Origin of the sequence: Stanieria cyanosphaera PCC 7437 (assembly GCF_000317575.1) — a bacterium.
GTDB lineage: Bacteria > Cyanobacteriota > Cyanobacteriia > Cyanobacteriales > Xenococcaceae > Stanieria > Stanieria cyanosphaera.
This window is the reverse complement of the sequence record NC_019748.1, coordinates 585411-611610: the sequence shown is the minus strand read 5'-3', so window position 1 is coordinate 611610 and position 26200 is coordinate 585411. Positions and strand designations below refer to the sequence as shown.

Sequence of the window (26200 nt, the reverse complement as noted above, 5' to 3'; positions counted from 1 at the left end):
AGCCTTAATAAAGCTTTAAATTTTTAAAAATAAGCTAATTTACTTGATTAAGCCAAGCCTACAAATAATCACTATTTAATTTAATCCCAATTTTTTGGTGAAATTAACGTTTCTTAAGTTTTTCTCTCCACATTACAACACTAAAGCTTGAACACTTGATTTATCTTCTGAAATAGTTGAAGGATATAGATAAACTAAATCACCATTTTTTTCAGAATTGGGTGTTATTGGTTGTTTATTGTTCTCGTCTGCTATTTCATAGTTAACAGTTCCTTCTAGAACAGATTGAATTGATGTTAGAAGTAATTCTGGATTTGTTACTGTTACATTTTTCCACCCAGCCGTTCGTATATTTGCTTTTTCGTTATTAAGATGCAGACACACTATCAAAGCATTTGGTTTAGGAATTTGTAAAAAATTTTGATGATTATTGGAGTATTTAGGCAGATATCGCTCAATATTATCTAAGTTCTTACCTGCTTTGCATTCTATCCAAAAGAGATGTTCTTGGACTAGAAAAATCAAATCTAATTCACATATGTCATTATTTGGAAAAATTACTTTGGCATTAACTAAACTTTCGTAGCTTAATTCTCGTGATCTAAAGAATTTGGAAATTTTATCAAATATAAAAAGCTCAAACCAATCACCACATAAAAACCTTTTTAAATCTTCTCTGGCATGAACGGCAAAATTTATAATTTTAGTTTTTTGATCATAATAATAAGTTGAAAAACAGCCAGCATTTTTTAAATATGAACCAAATTGAGTGTGAATTTGAAGATCATTTTGAGTTTGATTTCTCAGAGGTAACTGAAATTTATTACCATGTTGGTTAATACTATTTATCAGTTTTTCATGAAATTGAGCAAGACTAGCGTAGTTTTTCCCTAAATAGATTGCTAGTTTCTTGAATGCTTGATCGTACGCCGAACCTTTTGTTAGAAAATGTTTTTCAACTTTGATATCCCGCTCGTTTAGCCATTTGATAACTGCATCACCTTTAGAAATTTCTATTTCTTCCTGGTTAATATTTGTAGGTAAACATTCCTGAGTAGCAGGCTGTGGTTTGTTAGATTGTTCAACAGTATTTAACTTCTGTTTGATATTTTTAATCTGATCTTGTGCTGATTGATTCTGACGATTTAATGTTTCTATTGAAGCTTTTAATTGTCCATTAATTTTTAGTAGTTTTTGCTCAAATTCCGCCTGATGTAGATTAAGAAAGCTATTGATTTCATTCTCTGTTATAACTTCTGATGGGATATTTTTTTGTAGATTTTGCAAGATATCATCAAGATTTTGCAACTGATTTCCAAGATAATGGAGTCGATTTTGTGTAGATTCATGATAATTAAGTTGTGTTTTAATATCTTGTTTTATTTTTTCTGTAAGTTTTAACTCAAATCTTTTAAGAGCCAATGTTACTCCACCTGCTCCTACAGCACTTAGTAATAGAAAAAATTTGGGATTATTTAGATGGTATTAATCCTATTAATCCAGTAAGTAACATTGCAGCGGAAGCAGCTAAAATACTTTCTTTAATATATTCTTTTTTCATTGAAACTAAAACTCCATGTGATAATTTCGATGTATAAAAATAATTTTTTTTTGTCTTTATACATCCTTAAATCACGATATATTTAAAACATATATTAATTAATTTATTTATATATTGAAGTGTTGACAAAAAGTGTGATCTTAGTTGATCGCCGATCTTGTAGGTTAGGTTTCGTTCCTCAACTCAACAAATACAAACTAATCCATGCCAATCGGTATTTTCAGGTTTACAGAGAAAACAACGACGATTGTGAGTGACTAAAGTAAAAAAATAGGTGCTTCCTAGGGATCTGGCTCGACGATATTGCATAAATTAATCATAGCCGAGAATAAATTTTGTTGGGTTTCACTTCGTTCTAACGCCACGTGCTACAACGGAACGGGGCTTATAAACTCTTGAGGTTTCCTCAAGAGACAGCCCCTCGGAAACCTCCACAACGCAGTGGCTCCCTAACCTACAAGCTATGAGGATGATCCCATAGATGGCAGCTAACCAAAGGTATCACTGTTTATAATTAATTCTATAATCTAAATAATGGCAAGCATGATTAATACTAAAGATTTAGCTTTAAATTACATTACTAATGAATTAGGGGAAAAAACAGCAGTTATCTTATCTATTGCCCAATTTGAAGAACTACTAGAAGATCTAGAAGATTTAGCAATCGTAGCAGAAAGGCGAGACGAACCAACTATTAGCCATCAAGATTTAATTGCTGAGTTAAAACAAGATGGCATCATATAAAATTGAATGGAAGCAGTCGGCTAAAAAAGAACTAAAAAAGCTGGATAAGCAAATAATTTTCAGAATTTTACAAGCTATAGAAGATTTAGCAGATAATCCTTATTCATCAGGTAGTAAAAAACTGATTGGTAGTGACTCTATCTATCGTATTCGTGTAGGAGATTATCGCATTATTTATAATATAAAATCATCTGTATTAACAATAGAAATTATCAAAGTTGGTCATCGTCGAGAAATTTATCGTAAGCAGTAATTGTTTATAACCTACACTTTATAAATAGCAATGGAAAAGATTATTAACTTGCACATCGAGAAACTTCCATAAGGTTACTATTTAGCGACAACAGATGACCTTCAAGGACTTGTTGTTCAAGGTAAAACCATCACTGAAACTTTAGAAATTGCGCGTGATGTTGCCCAAAAACTGCTCGAATCTCAAACAGATACAACCCTAAGTCCTATTGCCGAATCCTTTGATTATCCATAAAATTGCAATTGCATCAATTGTAAAAGGATGCTTATTCATTATTCTTTTAAAACAATCGCGCAATAAATTGATATTTTCAGGCTCACAGAGAATAGGATGCCGATTGTGAGTGACTAAAGTAAAAAAATAGGTACTTCCTGGGACTTTGGCTCGGCGATATTGCATGAATTAATCATAGCCGAGAATATTGGTTGTTGGGTTTCACTTTGTTCTAACGCCACGTGCTACAACGGAACGGGGCTTATAAACTCTTGAGGAAACCTCCGCAACGCAGTGGCTCCCCAACCTAGGAGGGTGCGATCCCGTTATTTATTGGGAAGAATAAAACAAGTAGGGCGATCCCTATGTATGAAAACTGGAATTACGGGCGCGAGCGTGGAAACAAAAAACCAAATAACTATCTGTTGGAAAAGCCATAAATACTTAAAACTCGATGGCAATCATCTACTCAACAAAAATCAAGTTATCTGCTTATCTAAGTAGTTTTTCAATTTCCTTGTCTGTAAAACCAAACTGTCTAAAAATCCTTAGTACATAAGCAGGAGACATTTCTCTTGCTCCTAGATCGATTGGCACAATCCATCTTTTATCATCAATAATGCGAATATAGATACAGTGGTCTCCTTTTCCTTCTCGATAAAATTTACAGCCTCCTTTCTCCAAAATTTTGATAAGTTGTTTCAGTTTTAGAGAAGGAATATTTTTAGGCATAAACAGCTCTAAGTTCGTAAGCTTCTGTAATAGGTTGTTCTGACTCTACAGTTAAAAATTCGTGTAATTCTTTAATGGAAATAGGAGTAGATTGACTGTCAAAATCAGTTTTAAGAATATCTTGCACAGATTCGATTGCTTCTTTTAACTTTTTAATAGCTTCATCTCGCGTATCTCCTTGACCAACAATTCCATTTTCTAAACAAAGAGCAACCCAGTAAAGTGAACTTTTTCGCAAAACTACAGTGTAAAAATCCATTTTAATCGATTGTTCCATTAGGATATTTATGCTCTACATTTCTTAAATCGTATCAATAAAAATAACTTTTGTTTGTTGATGTTGGGTTTCACTTCGTTCTACCCAACCTACGAGAGAGTTGAAACGAGTTAAAAATGGATGCGATTTATGGTAACATAAATGTTACTATAATCAAATGAAAGTTCAGGAATATATCAGAGAAGATGGTTCAAACCCATACCAAAAATGGTTCGATAGTCTAGAACCTCAAGCTGCTGCCAAAGTAACAGTTGCCAAAGCTCGTCTAGAGTTAGGTAATACTTCAAATATTAAATGGTTTGATGGAATCGGTGAATACAGGATTAATTGAGAGCAGGTTATCGAATATATCTAGCACAAGAAGGTAAGCAACTTATAATTTTTTTGGTGGTGGAACAAAGAAAAAGCAGCAAGCCGATCTAGAACGAGCTAAAGAGTTATACAAAAAATACAAAGAGCGGAAGAAAAAATCTAAGCAGAAAAAAAGGTAATTATTATGTCTATAACTAGAAATTTTAAAGAAACAATTAATGCCAGGGTTCAAAGAGAACCTGAATTTGCTAAAGCATTGCTAGATGAAGCTGCTTCTCTTTTTCTGAACGGCGAACCAGAAACAGCCAGACTTATTTTAAGAGACTTGGTTAATGCGACTACAGGCTTTGAAAAACTAGCTAGTGAAACTTCATTACCAAGTAAAAGTTTACACAGAATGTTATCGGCAAAAGGTAATCCAACCATGAATAATTTGACTGCTATTTTCACTGTTTTACGCAAACAACTAAATGTTAATTTAGAAGTTCATACGGTTTCCTCTTCATAGATAGTATTGCTCGCAGTGATCATCTTTTAAATTTTCAGGTAGAGCAATATTATCCAGATTTAGCATAATTTACAATAACAAAAACCAATTCTTCTGCTAGAAACGATAAAAGCGATCGCCGATTAGATGGGATTATGGGAAAATATAAAAAATTACTGCAAAGAATACTTTTCGGTACGTCTGATCATAATATTAAATTTTCTGAGTTATGCCAGCTACTCAAGAAACTGCGGTTTGAAGAGAGAATTAGAGGCGATCATTACATTTTTACTAAAGATAATGTAGAAGAAATAATTAACATTCAACCCACAAGTGGCAAAGCTAAAGGTTATCAAGTCAAGCAAATCAGGAATCTCATCGTGAAGTATGGTTTAGGAGATAGTGATGTTGATTAAATACGAATTAATTATTTATTGGAGTGAGTCAGACCAAGCTTTTATCGTAGAAGTTCCAGAATTACCTGGATGCATGGCAGATGGTCAAACTTATCTTGAAGCAGTAACTAATGTACAAATTGTAATCCAAGAATGGATTGAAACCGCTCAAGAATTAGGGCGTACTATTCCTACTCCCAAAGGTCGTTTACTTTATGCTTAATGTCCATCAACAATGAAAATGATTGGGTAAAATCGCGACCACTTTGATGTTCCATCTCAATATAAGCGTAATTGCATCCTTAGCAACAAAACAAATAGAATAAGTAGAGCGATCGCTATAAGTAAAAATGAAATAAATAAAATGATTGCATTGTAGCTAGTTTTCAACTTGAGATTTAGCTAATTTAATCAAAAGTACTCTTGTTCGCAGCGGTCGCATTTTAAATTTTCAAGTAGGCCGATCGCTTAAAAATTCTTGTATTATTTGTGGTAATTTTTTGGTTTCTTCTTGATAAGTTAATTGCAATAGTTGAAATCCCATTTTTATCACGCGATCGCGGTCAAATTTAGTCGATAATTGTTCGACAGAATAAATTCCACCAAACGCTTCTTTGGCTGCTTCTAAACTAGCTAATTCTATCGCTTCTTCTAAATAATCATTCCAGTCGTCTTCTTTTTTAATATAGTAAGAGTTTTTATCTCTGAGGTTTAATTTCTTAATTCCCACTACTGCATTGACAATCGAAGCCAACCAGAAATTAGTAATTCTTTGTTCTGCTTGATATTTAATTAAATGAGCTAACAACAATACTAAATAGGATTCAATATTTCTAATAATCGCTTTCTTGCTCATTTCTTCTAGTTCATCAACAAGTGCGATCGCTTCTCTCGTATTACCAGCAACCAGCAACTGTCTCAATTTTGCGAGTTCTTCCATTGTTTCGATACCTTAGAACTCTATACTTACGTTGTTTCTAGTTTATATTATCTAGAGCAACAAATAGAATAAGTAGAGCGATCGCTAAGAGAAGATAAAAATATAACTGTTTATAATTGAACTGTAAAACCTCCAAATCCGCGATTGAGTAGATTATGGAAGAAATATTAGAGTTAAAAGAGTGTCTGCTAAATCGTCAATACGAACGTGCGATGACTATAGTTGAAGAACTAGAACTGATGGGCAGACAAGATAAGATTAATAATTTAGAATCTTTTTTAGTTATTTTGTTGATTCATCTTATTAAGATTCAAGTAGAAAAAAGAGTGACTCGAAGTTGGCGTAGTTCAATTGTAAATAGTTTTAGAGAAATTCAAAAACGTAACAGATTAGGTAATAGATCGCACTATATCAAACCAAATCAATGGAACGAGCATTTTAAAGCTATTTATGCAGATGCTATTTTTAAAGCTGCTGATGAAACTTTTGGAGGAATTGAAATAACAGAACTCAAGTCTTTAGTTGATTTCAATTCTTTGCAAAATCTTGCTTTAGAATTACTCGATCTTATTTATACTTTGGATGCAGATAGTATAATCAACTTAATTTGCGATCGCTTTCCCATTGGAAGTTTAGAATAGTACTGAAACGATTTAAATAGAATACGATCGCATTATCAGTAACCAGTAGAATCAGAAGGCGCGATCGCTTTTAAGATCAAAAACAAAAAACTTTATAAATAATTAGTCGCAAAGATAGCAGCTTGAGTGCGATCGCGTAAGTTTAAACGTCGTAAGATACTATTAACGTGATTTTTGACAGTCCGTTCTGATATATAGAGTTTTTCGGCGATTTCGAGATTATTGTAGCCTTTGGCTATCAGTTGCAATACTTCTTTTTCTCTAGGGGTTAGAGAAGTTAATTCTGGAGGAGATTTTTTGGTAGAGTGATGATTAATAATGACTTTTTCAAATAATCCGGGTCCTAATTGAGTATAGCCTTGATTAACCGAACGGATTGCTTGGGCTAGTTCTTCAGAAGGAGTATCTTTGAGAAGATAGCCTTTAGCACCGTAACTCATGGCTTGGGTGACGTATTGATCATCGTCAAAAGTAGTCAAAACTAACACCTTAACTCCAGGCATTTGTTCTGTTAGAATCCGAATAGCAGCCACTCCATCCATCACAGGCATTCTCACATCCATCAAAACTACATCGGGTTGTAACGCCAAAGTTTGTTCTATTGCTACTCGCCCATTTTCTGCTTCTCCGACTATTTCTAGATCGGGTTTGGTTTGCAGTAAACTAGTTAATCCTTCCCTAACTATACTTTGATCGTCTACTATCAATACTTTAATCATCGCGATTGATTATTCTCCAAAGCGGAATCTCAACTTTGATGTGGCATCCTTGTTCTAGTTTACTAGCTAGGCAAAAATTACCATTCAGTGCTTCGGTGCGTTCTCGCATACTTTGTAAACCAAAACCTGTGGTGTTGTCAGTTGGGTTAAAACCCTGACCATTATCTTCAATTTGAAGTTGAATCATTTGCTTCTGTTCGGTTAACCTTAATTGCACCAAAGTGGCTTGACTATGTTTAGAAATATTAGTTAATGCTTCTTGAATAATACGATATAAAACCAATGCAACTTCTGAAGCAAGTCCTACAGATAAATTAATTTCTGACTTAACTTCAATCCCAGTATTGCGTTTAAATTCTGTAATTAACTGTTCTAAAGAAATAGAAAGCGATCGCGTTTTGAGCGGATCGTTTCTCAAGGTTGCGACAGCATTGCGAACATTTTGTAAGGCTTCTTTACCTAATTGTCTTGCTTTTTGAAGATGATTGGCAGCTTTTTGAGGTTCTTGAAATAAGAATAAAGCAGTATTTTCTAATTGAATACTTTGAGCAGTCAGATAATGACCTACAGAATCGTGGATTTCACGAGCAATTCGATTTCTTTCTTGTAAAGTTGCTTGATTTTCGATGGTTAAAGCATACTGACGTAAACGACGGTTGGCAACAGCTAATTTTTCTCGACTTTGGTTTTCGGCTAAAACTGCTCCTACTAATAACAATACAAAAGCTAACACTAATCCAAATAGTAATGCCGAGTTAATGATTAAACTCAAAAGAAGATTCTGTAATTCTTCGGAGGGCAAATATCTAATTACTCGCGGTAAAGGTTTACCTAGGGGAATACCAAAAGGACTAATTTTGAGCCAAGACATTACCTGTAGCAAAAGAAAACTCAGATAACTGAAAACCGATACAACAATCCTCCCACTCCAAGGAAAAAGCAAACAAGCACGAATGACCACAATTAAAAGTAAAGCAGGAAAAACTCTGTCTCCTCTACCTCCTAACAGCACTGCCAACCAACTTAAACCAAACCCAAAACTAATATATAATCCTTGTACCAATCGAGAACCAATTGGCAATCTCCAACCCATCACTCCTAAAAGAATGATACTAATAGTTGCGCCGATAGGAAAGATTGTGCTTGGGTTATGAACAGGAAATGGCAATCGATGACGTTCTAGAAATAGAGAAAATCCTGCTACTAAAGCAATTCCAAGCAAAATCCACTCTAGATAAAGTAGTAAACGAAAAGGGTGTTTTTTCCATTCATAATTCATCAGTTTAAATTTACTTAAAAAGCTGATGTAACGATCATGTCATTGAATTAATTGATTCACTCTAGTTCCAAAGTACCAAATTAATTTAGTACCAAAGTTATAGATCAGTTGGGAATTAGGATCGAAGTTGCTTCAAGGCAAAATTGCCTAAGATTGGGTTATTCAACAGACAACCTTTAATTTGAGGAAGAAAAAATTAATTATGAAGTGGCGTACTCTTTCTACCGTAGCAGCACTATCTTTAATACTACCTGTTAGTGCTTATGCTGCACAGTTCCATCCACAGCAAACAAAATCTACTTCAATAGTATCTCAATCAATCGCTCAAACTCCTCCTGATGACAATTTTAGAAGTGAAAAAAAAGGGCCTATGAGATTATTTGAGCAACTCAATCTTACTCCCGAGCAATCAGAACAAATTGAGACAATTAAGCAAAATTCTCAAGCAGATCACGAAACTTTGCGTGAAGAATTACGGCAAGCTAAAGACCAAATGCGATCGCTTTTAGCTAGTAGTGATACTAGTGTCGAGCAACTTCGACAACAACAGCAACAAGTTCAGAATCTTGAACAACAGTTAAAAAATCAAAAATTTGAAACAATGTTGCAAATGAGAGAGGTGTTAACTCCCGAACAACTTACCCAAATGGCTGATTTAATTGAACAACATCACCAAAGAAGAGGTATGCGTGATCGCTAATTAGTTTTTTGTAATTATGAGCGTATTAAAACTCTGCGCTTATGCAATCTTCTCGCTTAAATATACCGCTTAAAAAAAATTTATACCAGATTTTAAGAAAGCGAGTAGACTGTAAGGACAAATATTTTTTAGTCTTATAGTTGAGTGGAAATTGAGCAAATGAATAGCTATGAATCCACCTTAAAAAAGAACCCTGAACCAGTTCTACCTTTTTTTTGCCAACACCGCGATTCTGTAAGCCGAAGTTTCCTCGTCGGCACATCCGACGTTCCGTCGCCCTGTGAGAAGGGCGGTCAAACTCAACCTATTAGGACTAAAATTTCACCAGTAAGGATCACCAATACATCTTTTGAGATCATCTCAAATCAACAGTTTCTACGGGCTAATGCTCAAAATTCGGTTACTCATAAACACCCAGAATTACCTTCATTTATTTATTCTAAAACTGCGGTAGCCATGACTTGTGCTGAGGTGATTCCTCATCAGAATCATAATTTCAAACCAAAAATATCTACTTCAACCAAAAGATTTTGGTGGCAATGGTTGTTGTGGGGTATTAGCGTGATTTTAATTTTACCGAATACTTCCGATGCTCATGAGCTTTTATCAAAAGCCAAAATTTATCTTCATTTAGATTCTTCGGTAACAACTGCTCTTCCTGAAAGTGGCAAAAGCTATCTTCAATCAAGTCAAGCTTCTGATTTTCAAAAAGCAATTCAAAAAGCTCAAGAAGTTCAACCAAATTCACCATTCTTTTCCGAAGCACAATCAGATATTATTCGTTGGAGTCATGTAATTTTAGATATTGCTCAAGGACGTGCTAGTCAAGGGGATTGGGTTGGCGCGATCGCAGCAGCACAATTAATTCTGCAACAACAACCTCCAATCCAATCTCTGATCGAGGAAACCGAAGTAGCAGTTCGACAATGGCAGTTACAAGCACAAATAGAAGGAAGAAAGCAAAATTTGGTAACTGTAGCCCAAACAATGATCGAGCCTAGTCAAGCTTCTAGTTATAATCGAGCGATCGCAGTTTTACGACAAGTTCCTGTTGATGCTCAAGATTATCAATTAGCTCAACATTGGATCGGGAGGTGGAGTAAACAAATATACTTAATTGCTCATTCTCGTGCTGCTCAAGGAGATTTTGTAGGTGCGATCGCAGCAGCGCAATTAATACCTAAAGATTCTCTTGATTATCAAAGAGCTAATGAATTTATGGTTGATTGGCAAGAAAATTTGGCGACTGAGTTATTATTTTGATTAAATTGCTTAGTTAATTGCTTTGTTGGTATCTAAAATCCGATGCTTTAATATAGCTGTTGCTTGTTCGCTATTGAGAGGTTTAGCAAAAAGATAACCTTGACCAAGTTCACAACCTAAATCTCGTAGATAAGCAAGTTGTTGTTGGGTTTCTATTCCTTCAGCAATAATTGTCATCGAGAGTGTATGTCCAATACTGGTAATCGCTTTGATAATTTCGACATTCTGCTGATTATCACTAATATTCTTCACAAAAGAACGGTCTATTTTAATGCTATCAACAGGAAATTGACTGAGATAACCAAGGGAAGAATAACCAGTTCCAAAATCATCAATACTAATTTGGATTTGCCTTGCTTGTAACTCTTGAGTAAGTAAAATTGCCGTGTTGGTGTTCTCCATAATGGCAGTTTCGGTAATTTCCAATTTCAGACAGGCAGGAGAAATCTCAGTCTCTGCCAAAATGCGGTCAATATCTTCTAAAAGAGTAGGATGAGCAAATTGATAAACTGATAAATTAACACTCATGATTAAATCCGAATAGCCATTTTGCTCCCAAAGTCGAAGTTGTTGACACGCTTGTTTAAGAACTAACAATCCAATCGGGATAATCAACCCAGTTTCCTCGATAAAGGGAATAAATTCACTGGGAGCAACTAAACCACGTTGAGGATGTTGCCAACGGATTAAAGCCTCAAATCCAATAATTTCTAAAGTAGTAAGTTTAACAATCGGTTGATAGTAAACCAAAAATTCTTGTCTTTCTAATCCCCGTCGCAAATCATTATTGAGTTGCAAGTTTTGAATGCTGGAAGTGTACATGAGCATATCAAAAAATTGATAGCATCCTTTACCTTTTAATTTGGCTTTGTACATTGCCGTATCTGCATTTTGTAGATAATGTTGAGGCGTTTGATAAGTACAATCTTCCAGCGCAATACCAATACAAGCTGTAGTAAAAATTTCCTGGTTTTTGACAATAAAAGGTAAATTAAAGCTTTCTAAAATAGTTTGAGCAAACTGATCGATTTCTGACTTGTTTTTCCTTTGATCTAGAAAAAAACAAAACTCATCTCCTCCCAAATAAGCAAGCAGATCTTGCGGAGATAAATATTGTTGTAAACGTTGAGCAATCGCAACTAATAATTGATCGCCCATTTGATATCCTAAAGCACTATTGACCAATTTAAAGCGATCGCAATCTAGGTAGAGCAATGCAAACATATTTTGGGTTTGAGATTGTTTTTTTCTGTATCGCAGAATTTCTTCTAATTTCTCAAATAAAAATATGCGACTAGGTAGTTGAGTTAACTCATCATACAAAATTATTTTTTCTAACCGAGCAGTTCTTTCTTCAACTTGTTGTTCTAAAACAGCATTAAGTTCGATTAATTGTTGATTAACACCCTGGAGTTGTTGACAAAGTACCTGAATTGATTGATGCTGTTGACTAATTCTTAATAAAGAGCGAATCCTTGCTTTTAATTCAATTCCACTGACTGGTTTAGAGATAAAGTCATCGGCTCCTACTTCTAAAGAATGTGCTAAAGTTTCTTTGGAATCAAGTGCTGTGATCATAATAATGGGAATATGCTGCGAAGTTGGGTTGGCTTTGATCCTTTGACAAACTTCAAACCCATTTAACTCAGGCATCATGACATCAAGCAAAATAAGATCGGGTTTATACTTATTCAATCTCTCTAACGCTTTTTGACCATTGGAAGCGTAGTTCAACACATAACCTTCGGTGTAAAGAAGAGTTTCAATTACATCAAAATTATTGGGTTCATCATCAACAACCATAATGGAAAAAAATGAATTCATTGGCACAATTCACTCTAAATAATTTTTCAAATTTTGTTTTAAATATTTTCTCTAATTATTATTACGTAAAAGATAAACGCCAAATATTGGACAATTTTGAAGTAGTTAAGTAATCTAGTTTACTTTTTGAAACCATTTTTAACCCTTTTTAAAACCACAAGTTAATCTCTTGTAAATTTTGCTCGGTTTCTTATTTTATTTTTGAGTATTAAAATAATCAATTTTCAGAAAAAATCTTAAAGATTAACCCTTGCGTATAACTACGGACAATTAACTATTTTTTTTACTGAAGTTAAAATTGATAAAAGTTTTAGAAGTCTAGTTTGAATAACAGATTAGTGAAACAATTTTTGTTTAGTCCTAGTTTCATAAATAAAACTTAGTGGCTGGATTAAAACATATTTTCAATAAAAATAAATCTAAAAATAGTCAATTTTAACTAACTGACTAATATTCATTAGCTTAACTATGTCGTTATTTGTTCCACTTTTATAACATATTTTTTGATTTTTGAAGTTTGAATAAATGGTCGAAGGTACTCCACCTTCGTAAAAACTAATACATTCTCAAGTTTTGAGGCTATTTATTAATTTAATAATTGTTCAATCGTGGTTACAAGCTGTTTAAGTCTCACTGGTTTGATTAAATATTCTGTAGCTCCTGCTGCTAAACCATTTTCTCGATCTTGAGCGATAGTCGAGCAAGTCAAAGCAATAATTGGTATAGAAATAAACTGAGAAATAGTGCGTAAATGACGAATAGTTTCTAATCCATCGATCATTGACAATTGAATATCTATAATAATCAAATCAGGATTATGCGTGATGGCAAACTCGATCGCTTCTTGCCCATTTTGAGCCACAATAATTTGATAGCCCCGACTTTCTAAATAATCAGCAAAAGTTTCAGCGTTTGCTTGGTTATCTTCTGCTAATAAGACTACTGGTCGTTGTCTTTGAGATTGAGGGATTTCAAGCAATACAGAATTTGGGATGGTTTCTAAACCATTGGCACGGGAAGCAGAAATTAGCTCAGAAGATTTTGTTTCGTTTGCTTGAGGAGTGTAGGGTAGATATACTTTAAAACAACTACCACAACCCAATTCACTACTTACAGTCACAAACCCGCCATGCAGTTCAGTAATTTGCTTGACTAAACTGAGTCCTAAACCTGTTCCTGAATACTGACGATTTAAGGCACTATCAATTTGAATAAAAGGTTGAAAGAGTTGATTGAGGTTTTCGGCAGCAATACCAATACCTGTATCAATCACAGAAAAACAGATTAATTGATTTGTTTGAGCATTGTCATAGCGTTCGGCTGACTCTACTTGAACTTCCAAAGTAATTAACCCACCCGAGGGAGTAAATTTTACGGCATTATTGAGTAAATTAATTAAAACTTGTCGCATCCGCCGTTGATCGACTTGGATCACTCCTAGATCTGACGTAATCTTAGTATTGAGTTGAATTCTTTTCTTAATAGCTTGTTGTTGAATAAAGATTAGACTGGATTGGCATAGCTGTTGAAGGGAAATGGCAGAGAGGTGTAATTCTAATTTACCTGCTTCGATTTTGGCTACATCTAGAATATCGTTGATTAATTCCAACAGGTGTCTGCCACTACTTTCAATTGCAGCAATGGTTTTTTGCTGTTCTTCGTTGAGGTTGCCAAATACTTCTTCTTGTAAAGCTTCGGACATTCCTAAAATCGTGTTGAGAGGTGTGCGAAATTCGTGGCTCATGTTGGCGAGAAACTCATCTTTAAGAGAAGTGGCACGCTCTAATTGTTGGTTACTCAATTCTAATTGTTGATTCATGTGCTGAAGTTTTGCTTCTGCTTGCTTTCTTTCTGTTAATTCTTTTTGTAGCCGTTTAAATAAATCTGCCTGTTGAAGAGCTACTCCAAGTTGCCAACCTATCTGGCGTAGTAAAGAAATTTCATCTTCTTCCCAATGACGAGGAGCAGAGTTTTGATAAGCAGCTAATAATCCCCAAAGCTTTTCGCCTTGAAAGATCGGAGCGATCGCGTAAGCTTGGGCTTCAAATTGTTTCAATAACTCCAGGTGACATTGAGCATGACCTACTTGATAAATATCATTAACGACGAAAGTTTCATTGTGAGCATACCTACCACCTTGAGTTTCTTGCAGATGAGTATCGCGGATTTTGGGTAAAGTTCCTACTAATGGTGTCCAACCTTCTGTCATCGATTCTGCGACAAAGTTACCGCTCCAGTCAGAGTTAAAGCGATAAATAGCCACTCTGTCGGCTTGAATAAATTGACGAATTTCATAGACAGCCGTATCAAAAATGATATTTAGGTCAAGAGATTGACGAATTCTTTGGGTAATTAATCTTAAAGATAATTCTCTTTGTGCTTGTTGATGAATGATGTGTTCTGCTTTTTTACGCTCGGTAATATCTGTCAAAGTGCCAAAGAAACCAATTTGTTGACCACCAGGAGCGATTTCGGGTAGTGTTTGGGTCAAAAACCATTTAATCGTGCCATCGGGAAGCAAATGCCTTCCTTCGGATTGAAATTTACTTGGCTCAGTCAATTTTTTTTTACTTTCTTTAACAATGCGATCGCGGTCTTCTGGATGAACGGCTTCAAGCCAACCTTTTCCTAATGCCGATTGAGTTGGTCTTCCTGTCATTGTTTGCCAACGCTCATTGACATAAATACAGTCGCCTTCTGAATTAAATCGAAACAGAGCAACAGGAATATTTTCTGCCAAGGTTGCATAACGGCGTTCACTTTCTCGTAATGCTGCTTCGGTTTGTTTGAGTTCGCTGATGTCAGTTACAGTACCGATGTAGCCAACAATCTTACCTTCTAGATTAGTTTCAGGTAATGCCCGACAGAAAAACCAGACAATACTACCATCAGGACGAAGAAATCTCGCTTCATTGCGATAAAATTGTTGCTGTTTGATACTTTCAGACCATTTGGAGAGGAGTTGCTCGCGGTCTTCTGGATGTAAAGCTTCGATCCAGCCATCTCCCAAAACTGCTTCTTTTGATCTTCCCGTCATTTCAACCCAATAATGGTTGACATAAATACTTTTACCCGTAGTATCAACCCGAAAAATCCCAACTGGTGCTGTTTCGGCTAAAGTTGCATAACGATTTTCACTTTCTCGTAAGTCTGTTTCTGCCTGTTTAAGATCACTAATATCGATCGCGGTGGAAATTCCCATCACTACTTGTTCGCCATCCCAGACTGGACTGGTTTGCACTCTATACCAAGTTGTATTGCCTTTTTGATCGACATAACCTTCGACCTCAAATTGAACGGTTTCTCCTTGCTCAAAGAGTCGCTTGAGTGAATTGTTTTGTAAGTCTTGATATTGAGGCAATAAAAATTCTGAGATATTTCTGCCAATGACTTGTTCGACAGAAAAACTTTCCGTTGTACGATTTACATAGGTGATTGTTCCGTGACGATCAAAGGTCGTAATAAAACCTGGCGCACTCTGAATGATACCTTGGAGTTTGGCTTCTGAAGCTTGTAAAGCTAGTTCCGCTCGTTTGCGTTCTGTGATATCAACTACAGTAGAGCGACTATATAAAAAAGTTCCGTCTACATTTTTGACTGCACTAGCACTCAGCATTGTATTTAAAATACTGCCATCTTTACAAATCATTTCGTATTCAAGCTCTTTGACCCAACCCCGTTGTTTAAAGAGAGGAAAGTTCTTGATAAAGTTATTGCGACTAGATTCGGTGATAAACTCAACAAAAAATCTACCCAGCATTTCCTCACGGGTATAACCTAAAAATTGTAATTCTGTGTTATTAACCCTAATAAACCGTCCTTCGGCATCCAGGGAGTGATATCCACAAGGCGCGTTATTATACAAATCTTCGACTTCTCGCGCAGATTGTGCTATGGCTGCTTCAGCTTGTTTACGCTCTGTAATATCAACCAGTGTGGCTCGGTTATAAAGCAGCTTTCCTGCTTCATCCTTGACAGCGATCGCACTAATCATTACGGGTAAAACACTGCCATCTTTACAGATCATTTCGTATTCAAGATCTTTGATCCAACCCTGTTGCTTAAACAATGAAAAGTTTGTTAAGAAATTTTGCTGACTCGCTTCGGTAAAAAATTCCCAGATGCCTTTACCAATCATTTCTTCGCGAGTGTAGCCTAACAATTGCAATTCTGTTTGGTTGACTTTGAGATATCGTCCTTGAGTATCCAGGGAGTGGTATCCGCAGGGGGAATTATTATACAAATCTTCCACTTCGCGAGTATATTGCTCTAATGCTGCTTCTGTTTGTTTGCGTTCTGTGATGTCAGACAAAGAGCCAACAATCTCGATCGCTTGTCCTTCTTGATTAACTATCAGTTGAGATTCTTCTTGCATCCAGCGATAGTTACCATCTTTATCTAACAAACGATATTCGTAGCGAATGTATTCCAACTCTGAAATTTGGACTAGTGTTGCTCTTACTTTGTCTAAATCTTCTGGATGAATAAGACTAAACCAAAATGCTGAATCAGCTATAAATTCTTGTGATGTGTAGCCTAAGATAGTTTTAATATTATCACTGATAAAAGTTGCTCCAAAGTCTCCATCGGGCTTACAAGCAAAAATCATGGTGGGACTAGAAGAAAGCAAATATTGTAACCGTTCTTGTAACAGTTGAATTTCTGCTTCTGCTTGTTTGCGTTCGGTGATATCCATAACAATTCCAAACAGCCGAACTACTTGATTTTTCTGATTACAAAATGCTTGTCCTTTGACAAACATGTAACCTGACGTTCCGTCTTGACGAAGAATTTTTAGATCTGTTTCATAAGATTCAGCGTCGACAATTGCTCTGTTGACTAGAAATTGGTGATAATCTCGGCTATCAGGGTGAATATATTGATTTAAATCTTTGTAAATTGGTTCACTGCTTTCTGGATCAAGACCAAAAATTTGAAAAACTTCAGGTGACCAAGTAATTTTTTCTGTAATAACATCAAATTCCCAATTGCCCATCCGAGCTATTTTTTGGGCTTCTTGAAGGCGAGCTTCGCTTTGCTGCAAATCTGCTGTACGTTCTGCTACTCTTTGTTCTAGTTCTTGGTTTAGTTGATACAATTCAGTTTCAATTTCCTTGCGAGCGCTAATGTCTAGATCTACACCAGCCATTTGAACTGGTTGCCCGTTGTGGTCGTAAAAAACTTTGCCTTGACTTAAAGCCCAACGCATTGTGCCATCAGGAAAAACTACCCTAAATTCAATATCGTAATTTGCACCAGTGGTAACAGCATGGTTGATTGCGCTTAAAACGCGATCGCGGTCTTGGGGATGAAGGCTAGCAACAAACATTTCGTAAGAGCCATCAAACTGCCCTGGTTCTAGCCCGAATAGGCTTTCCATGTTATCTGACCACTTGATTTTGCCTTTCTGAATATTCCAGTTCCAACTTCCCATGCGCGCTGCTGCAAAAGCTAATTTCAGTTGTGCTTCGCTTTCTCGTAAGGCTTGTTCTGTGCGTCGTCGTTCTTCTAGTTCGATTTGAGCTTGTTCATAGGCTGCTGCTTGTTGTAGTGCGATCGCTACTTGCTCAGTAATTTGTTTCAGTAAATCTAGCTCTGAAAGATGCCAATGGCGAGGCTGACAACATTCGTGAACAATCAATAATCCCCATAGATGAGCATCTTGTAAAATAGGCAAGACTAAATTGGCACGTACCTGAAAGTTAGCCAACATTTCTTTATGACAGGACTCAATCAAGCTTGTTTCAACATTATCAATGCTCGTGATCCAACCTTGTTGATAAAGGTTATGCCATTTGGAAATGAGACAAGGATCGTTGATTTCTTGATTAATAATAGATAACTCACCCTTACTCACCGATTCAACCACAACCTTGCCATTCCAATTTTGATCGAACTGGTAAAGCAAAACGCGATCGCATTGTAAAAACGATCGTACCGCAGCTACTGTGGTATTGAGAACATTTTGTAGGTTTAAAGATTCTCGAATTTGGCTGGTGATATCTGCTACTAAACGTTCTTTTTGATACTGAGTTTGTAATTCGGTAGTACGTTTCTGTACTTGTTTCTCTAATTCTCGTGATTGGCTTTCTATCAGTTCTAGTTTTTCTGCTTCTAGTTGTGACACTCGTTTTTCTAACTTGTCAACCATACAATAGATTTCGACTGGGTTGAAAGCTTTTAATAAATCAGTTAGCGTGATAGTACCTAATAAACAATCTTGATGATCTTGAATCACTACCTGCTCAATTTGTTTGTGTTGCATCATCATCCAAACTGTTCGGAGAGAGTCATCTGGTGTGACACAATAAACAGTAAAACTCATCACCTGCTGTGCCTGAACTTGTGCCAAATTTAGTTCTAAAGGTAGTAACTGCACCAGATCTTTGGCTGAGACAATTCCGATTGGATACAATTTATGGTTTTCTTTTTCCTCTACAATTACAACTGAACTCACTTGATGATCTGCCATAAGTTGAGTCAGTGTAGCAACGGAAGTAGTTAGTTGAGCATGAATCACCTGAGAAGTCTGGGTTTCAGCTACTTGTCGAAAACGTAACCAATCAATCGATACAAAAAGTTGTTCTAGACTTTGAGCAGTTAATAATCCTACTATTAATCCTTGTTGATCAACTACAGGTAGGTGGCTAATTTGATGATTCTCAAACAAATTCAAAACAACAAACAAATCACTCAATTCAGATTGTTGTAGAGTCACCACAGGATGACTGATTACCTCAGCAAGAGTAATTTCTGTTAAAAGTTGTTTTTTTGTCGCCAGTCGCACGACATCTCCTGCTGTCAAGATGCCAACTAGTTGGTTATTTTCTACTACCAAAACACAACTTGATTGAGCTTCAGTAAGAATTGAAGACTTTTCTAAATCAAGTTCACAGGTTGTTCTACTTGCACTCATTAAAGAAATAGCTTCAGCAATTTTTAGATTAGATGCTACGCTCAAAGGATTGTGGATCAAAGCGTTTGATAAATCGATTTCTGCTAAAAGATCAAAGAACATTATTAAATGCAGTTTTTTGTCTGTTTAATTTGTAAACTGAGTGGTTTTTATTGATTTAAGGTTAGAAGTAAACAATCGAATGTAACACAAATAATCTAGAAAAGAAAAATTAAAATATATGTTGAAATATAAATATTTAACTAAAATTACTTTTTAATTTACTAACTTATTTTCTCTTTTTTTTACTGTTTTTAATCAAAAAACAAATTTAAACGCGATCACGCAGTGCCAGCCTTTGGCTGATCGCTTTATTAATACTCTTTGTTTGCTCTATTTGCGAAAGCAAATGATTTTTTTGTCTTGTTAAAATGAAACAAAAATTAATAATTATTAGCTGGAGTTTATTAATTATCAATAAAAATTAATTTATTAGTCATTGTTTGATATTAATTGCGCTTGAAAACGAATGCTAGAAAAATTGCTCGTTTTAAAATGAAATCTAGATTACATAAAATAGACTTGTTTATTTATTCATTAACATTTTAGTTGAGTAAAGTAAAAACAAAGCAAAACTTTCTCTCGAAAAAAAAGAACTTAAGTTGAAAACTGAGCTACACTCCAGTATGAGAGTCGATTGTTAATTGATTTAGTTTTTTATGATATAAATATGTCTCAAAAGAAAGTCCGTAAAGCCTTAATTCCTGCTGCTGGTTTTGGTACTCGATTATTTCCAGCTACAAAAATTGTCAAAAAAGAATTGTTTCCGATTATTGATCGTGATGGACGAGCCAAACCAATTATTATGGCAATTGTAGAAGAAGCAATTAATGCAGGGATAGAAGAAGTTGGAATTGTCGTTCAACCAGAAGATCGAGAATTATTTACTGACTTGTTTAAAGCTCCACCTAAACCAGAATTATTTAAAAAATTGTCTCCTGAAAATCAGAAATACAGTCAATATTTACAAGATTTAGGTAAACAAATTACTATTCTGATTCAAACAGAACAAGAAGGATATGGTCATGCAGTTTATTGTGCTAAAGATTGGGTTGATCAAGAATCTTTTTTATTGTTACTAGGCGATCATGTTTATACAACTAATACAGAGCGTTCTTGTGCTAAACAAATGCTTGATGTTTATCAACAATTTGAACAAAATATTATTGGTTTGACGATCATGTCAGCCGAAATCATCCACAAGGCAGGTTGTGTTACTGGTGTTTGGCAACAGCCAAATTCGCTTTTAAAAATAACTGAAATATATGAAAAACCAAGTTTAGAATATGCTCGTCAAAATTTAAAAGTTAACGGAATGAAAAAGGATGAATTTTTAGGCGTATTTGGAATGTATATTCTTGAGTCAAAAATTTTTGATTTACTAGAAGAGGATATTAATCATAACTATCGATTTAAAGGAGAATTTCAGTTAACTACTTGCTTAGATAAATTACGTCAAGAGCAAGCTACACTCGGTTATTTAGTTCAAGGACAATATTTTGATACAGGAATGCCTTTGTTTTATCGTCAGACTATGATTGATTTTTATCAGAATTCTAAAAACTAATTAAAATCAGTTTGATCGCACCAATCTAAAACTCGATTCCATGCCCACCAACAATCGCGATCGCCGTAGTTTTGTTGACAAGTTTGATTGCTAATATAACCAACATGACCACCATATTTAGTTAAGATTAAGTCTATCGCTCGATTATGGTCACAAGCTTGTTTTAAATCGGGAATAATAGCAGGATTAAATAAAGGATCGTCTTCTGCATAAAGAATTAAAGTAGGCTTAGTTAATTGAGGTAATAAATAAAGAGCATTACAAGCTTCATAATATTCTTCAGTTGAACTAAAACCTAATCTATTAATAACTAGTTCGTGGTCAAAACATCTAATACTATTTGCTCGATTAATTGCTGCCAAATCAAAATCGTTAGGATGATAAGAATGAAGTTTTAAAGCAAGTTGTTTTAAACTTTGGGCAATTTTTTGTTCCACATATTTACCCACAGGATGTTGTTCTAAATAAGTTAAAGAGCGATTAGAATCTAAACTAGGACAAATAACTGCACCACCAGCAAGATCTGGATGATTTAAAGCTGATTTAATTCCCCATAATGCCAATTGTCCTCCTAAAGAATATCCTGTAAACCAAAAAGGTGCAGGACATCCCATTTCTTTTGCTGCGCCCGCAATTTTGACAAAATCTTCTCCTTCATACAAACCATCGGAAGTAAGAGTGGGAGATAATGAAGCCGTTTTTCCATGTCCGCGCCAGTCAAATAGTACGACTGCATAACCTCTAGCGTAGGCTTTTCTACCTAAAATTCTCAAAAACCATTGATTATCTAAATCGCCAGTAATTCCATAAGTCCCAATAATTGTACCTTTAGCCTGCTTTGGAATAGCAACTAATCCATAAATAGGAACTTCTTGCGCGCCTAAAAAAATCTTTTCTTGATAAAAAGGTTCTGTTTCTATAATATTTTTTTGCCAAATTTTATTAGCTCTAAAAGCAACATATAACGTCATTAATAAACCATTTTGAAGCGAGCGAGGAGGAAGATAATTAGACAGCTTTGTTGTGCTAAATTGTTTTTGATTTTGACGTTGAGAATTAAACATTTTAATTTTAAATAATCTACAACAAATAATTGATAAAAATCAAAGCGATCGCGTCCAAAGTTAGACTTGATTATGATTAATTTTTCCCAAGCTTTAAACTATTGCCTTCATTTGTTTTCGTTTTTTGCGAATAAAAAATAATAACTAGATTTAAGTAAATCAAAAAATACATCTATCTAGGGGAGTAAAACAATATAGCAATTCTCGAAGTTATAAGGTACACCATTATCCGTGACTAGTTACCAATTTTTAATTAACCATTAACAAAAACCAGGGTGCTAATGTACCTCACGAAAATAAGAAACGCTATAGTTAGATAATGTTATTCAAAAAAATAAATTAACTTTGCATCTTGCTTTTGATAGAAGAACTAAATTAAAAATTATTTCAAACTATAAATTATTATAAAAAAAATTATCACTGAATCAATGAACATTACACCAACCATCAATTACCTCAATCTAGAACAAAATCAAAAAGTTAATTCCTTAATCAAAGAACAGCTAAATCAATTAGAATCTGTCTGCCATGCCATTCAAAATTGTTATATAGCCATTGAAAATGCCCATGAATATCAAAAAAGTGGAACTTCTTATCGAGTTACTCTTCATCTCAGTGTTGCCCCAGATCAAGAATTTCTAGTTGTTCGTAATCCTGATTATGCTCAAGAATACGAATCGTGGGAATCTATTATTGAAGACGTTTTTACCAAAGCCACACATCAAATTATCGAGTTGACTTAAAAGATAAACAGAGAAGTTTGTTACATTTTTTAAAAGTTAGCAAACGAATCAAAATTATGACAGCCTCTGATCTAGAAACAACAGATGTAGTAATAATTGGTAGCGGAATTGGTGGTTTATCTTGTGCTGCATTACTAGCACGTTATGGTTTTCAAGTAGTAGTTTGTGAAAGTCATGCGATCGCTGGAGGTGCAGCCCATGCTTTTGAACGAAATGGTTTCAAGTTTGATTCGGGCCCCTCTCTTTATTCGGGAATGTCTTACAGCCCTTCTAACAATCCTTTACGTCAAGTTTTCGATGCTGTTGAAGCAGATTTGAAATGGATTAATTATGATACTTGGGGTTGTCAGTTACCAGAAGGCAATTTCAACACAACTGTCGGGGCGGATCACTTTTGTGAGGTTTTAGCCAAGCTGCGAGGAAATCAGGCTGTACAACAATGGCGAGAATTACAGCGCGTCATGCAACCTTTGGCAGAAGCGGTTAATGCTCTTCCTACTTTAGCAATTAGAAATGATTGGGCTGCAACCATTACAGTAGGGCGATACTTACCTTCTTTAATTCGGCATACTCCTAATCTTCTACAACTAACACAACCTTTTAGCAAGATTATGGATGAAGTTGTCAGCGATTCCTTTATCCGTAATTGGCTAGATTTATTATGTTTTCTCCTCTCAGGGTTACCTGCCACTGGTACAAGTGGGGCAGAAATGGCTTTTATGTTTGCTGAATGGTACAAACCTGGGGTGGTACTAGATTATCCTGTAGGTGGTAGCGGTGCGATGGTAGAGGCATTAGTAAACGCATTTACTAAACATGGTGGCAAGTTGTTACTCAATGCCCACGTTAAAGAGATTGTAGTTAAAAACAATCGTGCGGTAGGAGTCCGCTTACGAGGAGGACAAGAAATTAGAGCGACTAAAGCCGTTGTTTCCAATGCTTCGGTTTGGGACAGTTTAAAGTTATTACCATCATCGGCATTACCAGACAGTTTTATTCAAGAAAGACAAGCAACTCCTGAATGTGATAGTTTTCTTCATCTACATTTAGGTATCGACGCAACAGGATTAGCTGAAGACTTGCAATGTCATTATATTGTGGTTAACGACTGGAACAAAGGTATTAACGCACCACAAAATGTTGTCGTAGTTTCTATCCCCTCAGTTTTAGATCCTTCTCTAGCACCTCCAGGTAAACACGTGATTCACGTCTATACCCCTGGCAATGAACCATATTCTCTTTGGCAAGGATTAGATCGTCGTAGTGAAGCTTATGCCCAATTAAAACAAAAACGAGCAGAAATAATGTGGCAAGCATTGGCTAGAATTATCCCCGATATTCGCTCTCGTTGTGAAGTAACTTTGGTAGGTACACCCTTAACCCACGAACGTTTTTTACGTCGTCATCGTGGCACTTATGGCCCTGCTATTGCAGCCAATCAAGGTTTATTTCCAGGTTCAACTACTCCTTTAGCAGGATTTTTGTGTTGTGGAGATTCAACCTTTCCAGGGATTGGTTTACCACCCGTAGCAGCCAGTGGCGCGATCGCAGCTAATACCATTGCACCTTTACATCAACATTTAGAAATGTTGTCTCAAATCGGCTTGTAATAAACGAAGAGCGATCGCTTTATAATTAGGATTAAATTTAAAAATTCTTCGATAAAATGACCCAAGAGCTAACCCCTCAACAAAGACTAACCCAAATTGAAAAAATTCTTCAATCAGCAATTAAACTCAGTCATAGTAATACAGCCAAGATTAATAGTTTAAGCGAAAAAGTCGCAACTAATAATGAAATGATTGAGCGAATCGGTCAAAAAGTTGAAACTAATCTTGAAGCGATCGCTGGTTTAACTAATAGAGTAGATCGACTTACAGAACAAATGGGAAGAGCAACTGAAATGTTTATCGATTCAATCAGAGTAATTCAGACTATGCAAACCAATATTGAAACCATGCAAACAGACATTAGGGAAATGCAAAGCGAAGTGAGAGGATTACAAGTCGAAAATCGTCGCATCATAGATCGAGTTTTTGGCAACGATAATAATAATAATATGGAGTAAAAATCAATTAATTAAACAGACTTGATCTTACCCTTCAATCAAGCGATCGCTATTTAAAACATCTTCCTGAGCAAAAAAACAATTGGCAGGAAAAATATTAATCTCTAATACTGTTTCTTTCCTTGATTTTGATCTAAACAAATAATTAATTTAGAGTCTTTCTTGCTGACGAACATATTCCCACCATCTTTCTAGAGGAAAATAAAGAGCAGGAGCCCACAGACTGCTCAAAACTGCTGAAACAATCGCAATACGCCAATAATTTTGCCAAATTACACCCAAAGAAAGAGTCGATTGCCAAATCGATTGAATTGCTAAGAGAGTTTCCGTCATAATTGCCATAAAAAAGACAATTAAAGCTACAGAAATAAAATCTTCGCCGATATATCGCTGTTTATTGAGTTTAGTAGTTAAAACACTTACTAAAATAAAACTTAAGATGTGAGAAGGCTCAGAAGTAGTCATGCCATCATAAATTAAACCCAAGGCTAATCCTGCGATCGCAGCTTGCCAAACTTTCCGCTTGACACTCCAGGCAACCAGCCAAATTAAAAACCAATTGGGACTCATTCCTAGTAACTTCATCCCTGGTAAATGAAGTAAAACTAAGATTGAGCAGAGCCAAACAGAAGTGCAAATAATCAATCCATTTAATAATTGTAAGAAACCGTTAGGAGTTTTAGTGAGATTGAACATTTACGGACTCAGGTTTATTTTTGGTTTAAAAGGATCAACTACAACCCATTCCAAAACATCAATGGGGGCAGTTAATTCAACTTCTGCTTCGGGAACTGAACTAGTATCAAAGTTAACCGATTTGACTTTGCCAATTGGTAAACCGGGTGGATAGAGATTACTTAAATTAGAAGTTGCGATCGCATCTCCAGGTTTAAGATCGGTAACTTTAGTAAAAAAACGCATCACCAAGGTTTGAGAATCTTTACCCTGAATAAATCCCAACTGACGATTACGACTTACTATTGCCCCGATCCGACTATCAGGATCGCTAATCAAAGCAACTCTACTAGTATGAGGAGTAACTTGAATAACTCTACCTACTACTCCACCAATTCCTGAAACGATAAATCCTGGTTGAATACCATCCTTACTACCTTTACCCAAAGTAACTTGATTCCACCAACCTTGGATACTTCGTCCAATAATTGGGGCGATTATTTGAGAGGATTTTTTGGTAGTATCAGAATTAATTAACTGTTTAAATTGTCGATTTTCCTGTTCTAGTTCAATAACTTGCTGTTCTAATTCCAAAATACGAGCATTACTTAATCTATCTTCCAAAATCAACTGCTGTTTTGACTGAAAAGGACTTACCAAAAAATAATAAGCTTCAGTTAAGACTGCGGTTTGGCTTTGTCTAAGTAACCAAGCAATGCTAATAACTGCAACCGTAACAGTTGCTTGAAAACCGTATCGATCCCACCAACGATGCATTAGTTTAGGCT

The 26200-nt window shown here is 35.4% G+C and carries 23 protein-coding genes and 3 pseudogenes; 14 read left to right on the top strand and 12 right to left on the bottom strand.

The genetic code is table 11. From position 1 onward, the window contains the following. Positions 1 to 132: 132 nt before the first annotated feature. Complete coding sequence (locus tag STA7437_RS02585; RefSeq protein ID WP_015191808.1) at positions 133 to 1422, bottom strand: Card1-like endonuclease domain-containing protein; 1290 nt, start codon at positions 1420 to 1422, stop codon at positions 133 to 135. A gap of 682 nt (positions 1423 to 2104) precedes the next feature. Between STA7437_RS02585 and STA7437_RS02580 the strand changes: the two genes are divergently transcribed. From STA7437_RS02580 to STA7437_RS27625, 3 genes and pseudogenes are all read left to right on the top strand, one after another. Then, the gene (locus tag STA7437_RS02580) at positions 2105 to 2305 is read left to right on the top strand and encodes a hypothetical protein (RefSeq protein WP_041619704.1); all 201 of its coding nucleotides are present in this window, start codon (positions 2105 to 2107) and stop codon (positions 2303 to 2305) included. Continuing rightward, the gene (locus STA7437_RS02575; RefSeq protein WP_015191805.1) at positions 2292 to 2558 is read left to right on the top strand and encodes a type II toxin-antitoxin system RelE family toxin; all 267 of its coding nucleotides are present in this window, start codon (positions 2292 to 2294) and stop codon (positions 2556 to 2558) included. The genes STA7437_RS02580 and STA7437_RS02575 overlap by 14 nt, the downstream gene beginning before the upstream one ends. 30 nt (positions 2559 to 2588) lie before the next feature. Further along, positions 2589 to 2792, top strand: a pseudogene (locus STA7437_RS27625) (type II toxin-antitoxin system HicB family antitoxin). On the opposite strand, the pseudogene STA7437_RS27620 reads toward STA7437_RS27625, so the two are convergent. The 3 genes and pseudogenes from STA7437_RS27620 to STA7437_RS02560 all read right to left on the bottom strand — a co-directional run. Further along, positions 2790 to 2957 (bottom strand): annotated as a pseudogene (locus tag STA7437_RS27620) (transposase); the annotation flags it as partial. The pseudogenes STA7437_RS27625 and STA7437_RS27620 sit on opposite strands and share 3 nt — an antisense overlap. Before the next feature lie 306 nt (positions 2958 to 3263). Next, positions 3264 to 3503 carry a type II toxin-antitoxin system HicA family toxin gene (locus STA7437_RS02565; protein WP_015191804.1) on the bottom strand — a complete coding sequence of 80 codons (240 nt, stop codon included), beginning with the start codon at positions 3501 to 3503 and terminating at the stop codon, positions 3264 to 3266. Next, positions 3496 to 3762, bottom strand: coding sequence for a type II toxin-antitoxin system HicB family antitoxin (locus tag STA7437_RS02560; protein ID WP_041619703.1), 267 nt, complete (start codon positions 3760 to 3762; stop codon positions 3496 to 3498). The genes STA7437_RS02565 and STA7437_RS02560 overlap by 8 nt, the downstream gene beginning before the upstream one ends. Positions 3763 to 3937: 175 nt before the next feature. Here STA7437_RS02560 and STA7437_RS27615 point away from each other — a divergent pair. The 4 genes and pseudogenes from STA7437_RS27615 to STA7437_RS02540 all read left to right on the top strand — a co-directional run bounded on the left by STA7437_RS27615 (position 3938) and on the right by STA7437_RS02540 (position 5197). Beyond that, a pseudogene (locus STA7437_RS27615) lies at positions 3938 to 4271 on the top strand (type II toxin-antitoxin system RelE/ParE family toxin). A gap of 5 nt (positions 4272 to 4276) precedes the next feature. Then, entirely contained in the window at positions 4277 to 4600 is a 324-nt protein-coding gene (locus STA7437_RS02550; RefSeq protein WP_015191802.1) for a helix-turn-helix domain-containing transcriptional regulator, read from the top strand. Positions 4601 to 4734: 134 nt separating this feature from the next. Continuing rightward, a complete protein-coding gene (locus STA7437_RS02545) occupies positions 4735 to 4995 on the top strand; it encodes a type II toxin-antitoxin system HicA family toxin (protein ID WP_015191801.1) in 261 nt (86 codons plus the stop codon). Beyond that, positions 4985 to 5197, top strand: a complete 213-nt coding sequence (locus STA7437_RS02540; protein WP_015191800.1) for a type II toxin-antitoxin system HicB family antitoxin — start codon at positions 4985 to 4987, stop codon at positions 5195 to 5197. Before STA7437_RS02545 ends, STA7437_RS02540 begins: the two co-directional genes overlap by 11 nt. Positions 5198 to 5425: 228 nt before the next feature. Here the strand turns inward: STA7437_RS02540 and STA7437_RS02535 are convergent, their stop codons facing one another. Continuing rightward, on the bottom strand, positions 5426 to 5914 hold the full coding sequence (locus tag STA7437_RS02535; RefSeq protein ID WP_015191799.1) for a DUF29 family protein: 489 nt from the start codon (positions 5912 to 5914) through the stop codon (positions 5426 to 5428). Positions 5915 to 6069: 155 nt separating this feature from the next. Between STA7437_RS02535 and STA7437_RS02530 the strand changes: the two genes are divergently transcribed. Further along, positions 6070 to 6555, top strand: coding sequence for a DUF29 family protein (locus STA7437_RS02530; RefSeq protein ID WP_015191798.1), 486 nt, complete (start codon positions 6070 to 6072; stop codon positions 6553 to 6555). 92 nt (positions 6556 to 6647) lie between these two features. Here STA7437_RS02530 and STA7437_RS02525 read toward each other — a convergent pair whose 3' ends face one another. Together STA7437_RS02525 and STA7437_RS02520 are read right to left on the bottom strand one after the other, a co-directional pair. Then, positions 6648 to 7274 (bottom strand): response regulator transcription factor, encoded by a 627-nt coding sequence (locus STA7437_RS02525; protein WP_015191797.1) that lies wholly within the window; start codon positions 7272 to 7274, stop codon positions 6648 to 6650. Continuing rightward, positions 7267 to 8553, bottom strand: coding sequence for a sensor histidine kinase (locus STA7437_RS02520; RefSeq protein WP_015191796.1), 1287 nt, complete (start codon positions 8551 to 8553; stop codon positions 7267 to 7269). The genes STA7437_RS02525 and STA7437_RS02520 overlap by 8 nt, the downstream gene beginning before the upstream one ends. 202 nt (positions 8554 to 8755) lie before the next feature. Between STA7437_RS02520 and STA7437_RS02515 the strand changes: the two genes are divergently transcribed. Next, the gene (locus STA7437_RS02515; RefSeq protein WP_015191795.1) at positions 8756 to 9253 is read left to right on the top strand and encodes a Spy/CpxP family protein refolding chaperone; all 498 of its coding nucleotides are present in this window, start codon (positions 8756 to 8758) and stop codon (positions 9251 to 9253) included. Positions 9254 to 9412: 159 nt separating this feature from the next. After that, positions 9413 to 10516 carry a hypothetical protein gene (locus STA7437_RS02510; protein ID WP_015191794.1) on the top strand — a complete coding sequence of 368 codons (1104 nt, stop codon included), beginning with the start codon at positions 9413 to 9415 and terminating at the stop codon, positions 10514 to 10516. Between the two features lie 9 nt (positions 10517 to 10525). On the opposite strand, the gene STA7437_RS02505 is transcribed toward STA7437_RS02510, so the two are convergent. After that, entirely contained in the window at positions 10526 to 12340 is a 1815-nt protein-coding gene (locus STA7437_RS02505; protein ID WP_015191793.1) for an EAL domain-containing response regulator, read from the bottom strand. Between the two features lie 586 nt (positions 12341 to 12926). Next, the gene (locus STA7437_RS24620) at positions 12927 to 19358 is read right to left on the bottom strand and encodes a PAS domain S-box protein (protein ID WP_015191792.1); all 6432 of its coding nucleotides are present in this window, start codon (positions 19356 to 19358) and stop codon (positions 12927 to 12929) included. 607 nt (positions 19359 to 19965) lie between these two features. Here STA7437_RS24620 and STA7437_RS02495 point away from each other — a divergent pair. Next, on the top strand, positions 19966 to 20862 hold the full coding sequence (locus STA7437_RS02495) for a UTP--glucose-1-phosphate uridylyltransferase (RefSeq protein ID WP_015191791.1): 897 nt from the start codon (positions 19966 to 19968) through the stop codon (positions 20860 to 20862). Here STA7437_RS02495 and STA7437_RS02490 read toward each other — a convergent pair. Next, on the bottom strand, positions 20859 to 21926 hold the full coding sequence (locus tag STA7437_RS02490) for a YheT family hydrolase (protein ID WP_015191790.1): 1068 nt from the start codon (positions 21924 to 21926) through the stop codon (positions 20859 to 20861). The two genes, STA7437_RS02495 and STA7437_RS02490, sit on opposite strands and share 4 nt — an antisense overlap. A gap of 428 nt (positions 21927 to 22354) precedes the next feature. Between STA7437_RS02490 and STA7437_RS02485 the strand changes: the two genes are divergently transcribed. The 3 genes from STA7437_RS02485 to STA7437_RS02475 are packed head-to-tail and all read left to right on the top strand — an operon-like array spanning position 22355 to position 24737. After that, complete coding sequence (locus STA7437_RS02485; protein WP_015191789.1) at positions 22355 to 22669, top strand: hypothetical protein; 315 nt, start codon at positions 22355 to 22357, stop codon at positions 22667 to 22669. Positions 22670 to 22725: 56 nt separating this feature from the next. Then, on the top strand, positions 22726 to 24279 hold the full coding sequence (locus STA7437_RS02480; protein ID WP_015191788.1) for a phytoene desaturase family protein: 1554 nt from the start codon (positions 22726 to 22728) through the stop codon (positions 24277 to 24279). A gap of 56 nt (positions 24280 to 24335) precedes the next feature. Next, a complete protein-coding gene (locus STA7437_RS02475) occupies positions 24336 to 24737 on the top strand; it encodes a hypothetical protein (protein ID WP_015191787.1) in 402 nt (133 codons plus the stop codon). Between the two features lie 150 nt (positions 24738 to 24887). On the opposite strand, the gene mreD is transcribed toward STA7437_RS02475, so the two are convergent. Continuing rightward, the gene (gene mreD / locus STA7437_RS02470; protein ID WP_015191786.1) at positions 24888 to 25433 is read right to left on the bottom strand and encodes a rod shape-determining protein MreD; all 546 of its coding nucleotides are present in this window, start codon (positions 25431 to 25433) and stop codon (positions 24888 to 24890) included. Then, a complete protein-coding gene (gene mreC / locus STA7437_RS02465; protein ID WP_015191785.1) occupies positions 25434 to 26189 on the bottom strand; it encodes a rod shape-determining protein MreC in 756 nt (251 codons plus the stop codon). Positions 26190 to 26200: the final 11 nt, after the last annotated feature.

Bases quoted from the DNA above. Each gene is read 5' to 3' on its own strand.
- STA7437_RS02580 (WP_041619704.1), top strand. From the start codon at position 2,105: ATGATTAATACTAAAGATTTAGCTTTAAATTACATTACTAATGAATTA.
- STA7437_RS02575 (WP_015191805.1), top strand. From the start codon at position 2,292: ATGGCATCATATAAAATTGAATGGAAGCAGTCGGCTAAAAAAGAACTA.
- STA7437_RS02565 (WP_015191804.1), bottom strand. From the start codon at position 3,503: ATGCCTAAAAATATTCCTTCTCTAAAACTGAAACAACTTATCAAAATT.
- STA7437_RS02560 (WP_041619703.1), bottom strand. From the start codon at position 3,762: ATGGATTTTTACACTGTAGTTTTGCGAAAAAGTTCACTTTACTGGGTT.
- STA7437_RS02550 (WP_015191802.1), top strand. From the start codon at position 4,277: ATGTCTATAACTAGAAATTTTAAAGAAACAATTAATGCCAGGGTTCAA.
- STA7437_RS02545 (WP_015191801.1), top strand. From the start codon at position 4,735: ATGGGAAAATATAAAAAATTACTGCAAAGAATACTTTTCGGTACGTCT.
- STA7437_RS02540 (WP_015191800.1), top strand. From the start codon at position 4,985: ATGTTGATTAAATACGAATTAATTATTTATTGGAGTGAGTCAGACCAA.
- STA7437_RS02535 (WP_015191799.1), bottom strand. From the start codon at position 5,914: ATGGAAGAACTCGCAAAATTGAGACAGTTGCTGGTTGCTGGTAATACG.
- STA7437_RS02530 (WP_015191798.1), top strand. From the start codon at position 6,070: ATGGAAGAAATATTAGAGTTAAAAGAGTGTCTGCTAAATCGTCAATAC.
- STA7437_RS02525 (WP_015191797.1), bottom strand. From the start codon at position 7,274: ATGATTAAAGTATTGATAGTAGACGATCAAAGTATAGTTAGGGAAGGA.
- STA7437_RS02520 (WP_015191796.1), bottom strand. From the start codon at position 8,553: ATGAATTATGAATGGAAAAAACACCCTTTTCGTTTACTACTTTATCTA.
- STA7437_RS02515 (WP_015191795.1), top strand. From the start codon at position 8,756: ATGAAGTGGCGTACTCTTTCTACCGTAGCAGCACTATCTTTAATACTA.
- STA7437_RS02510 (WP_015191794.1), top strand. From the start codon at position 9,413: ATGAATAGCTATGAATCCACCTTAAAAAAGAACCCTGAACCAGTTCTA.
- STA7437_RS02505 (WP_015191793.1), bottom strand. From the start codon at position 12,340: ATGAATTCATTTTTTTCCATTATGGTTGTTGATGATGAACCCAATAAT.
- STA7437_RS24620 (WP_015191792.1), bottom strand. From the start codon at position 19,358: ATGTTCTTTGATCTTTTAGCAGAAATCGATTTATCAAACGCTTTGATC.
- STA7437_RS02495 (WP_015191791.1), top strand. From the start codon at position 19,966: ATGTCTCAAAAGAAAGTCCGTAAAGCCTTAATTCCTGCTGCTGGTTTT.
- STA7437_RS02490 (WP_015191790.1), bottom strand. From the start codon at position 21,926: ATGTTTAATTCTCAACGTCAAAATCAAAAACAATTTAGCACAACAAAG.
- STA7437_RS02485 (WP_015191789.1), top strand. From the start codon at position 22,355: ATGAACATTACACCAACCATCAATTACCTCAATCTAGAACAAAATCAA.
- STA7437_RS02480 (WP_015191788.1), top strand. From the start codon at position 22,726: ATGACAGCCTCTGATCTAGAAACAACAGATGTAGTAATAATTGGTAGC.
- STA7437_RS02475 (WP_015191787.1), top strand. From the start codon at position 24,336: ATGACCCAAGAGCTAACCCCTCAACAAAGACTAACCCAAATTGAAAAA.
- mreD (WP_015191786.1), bottom strand. From the start codon at position 25,433: ATGTTCAATCTCACTAAAACTCCTAACGGTTTCTTACAATTATTAAAT.
- mreC (WP_015191785.1), bottom strand. From the start codon at position 26,189: ATGCATCGTTGGTGGGATCGATACGGTTTTCAAGCAACTGTTACGGTT.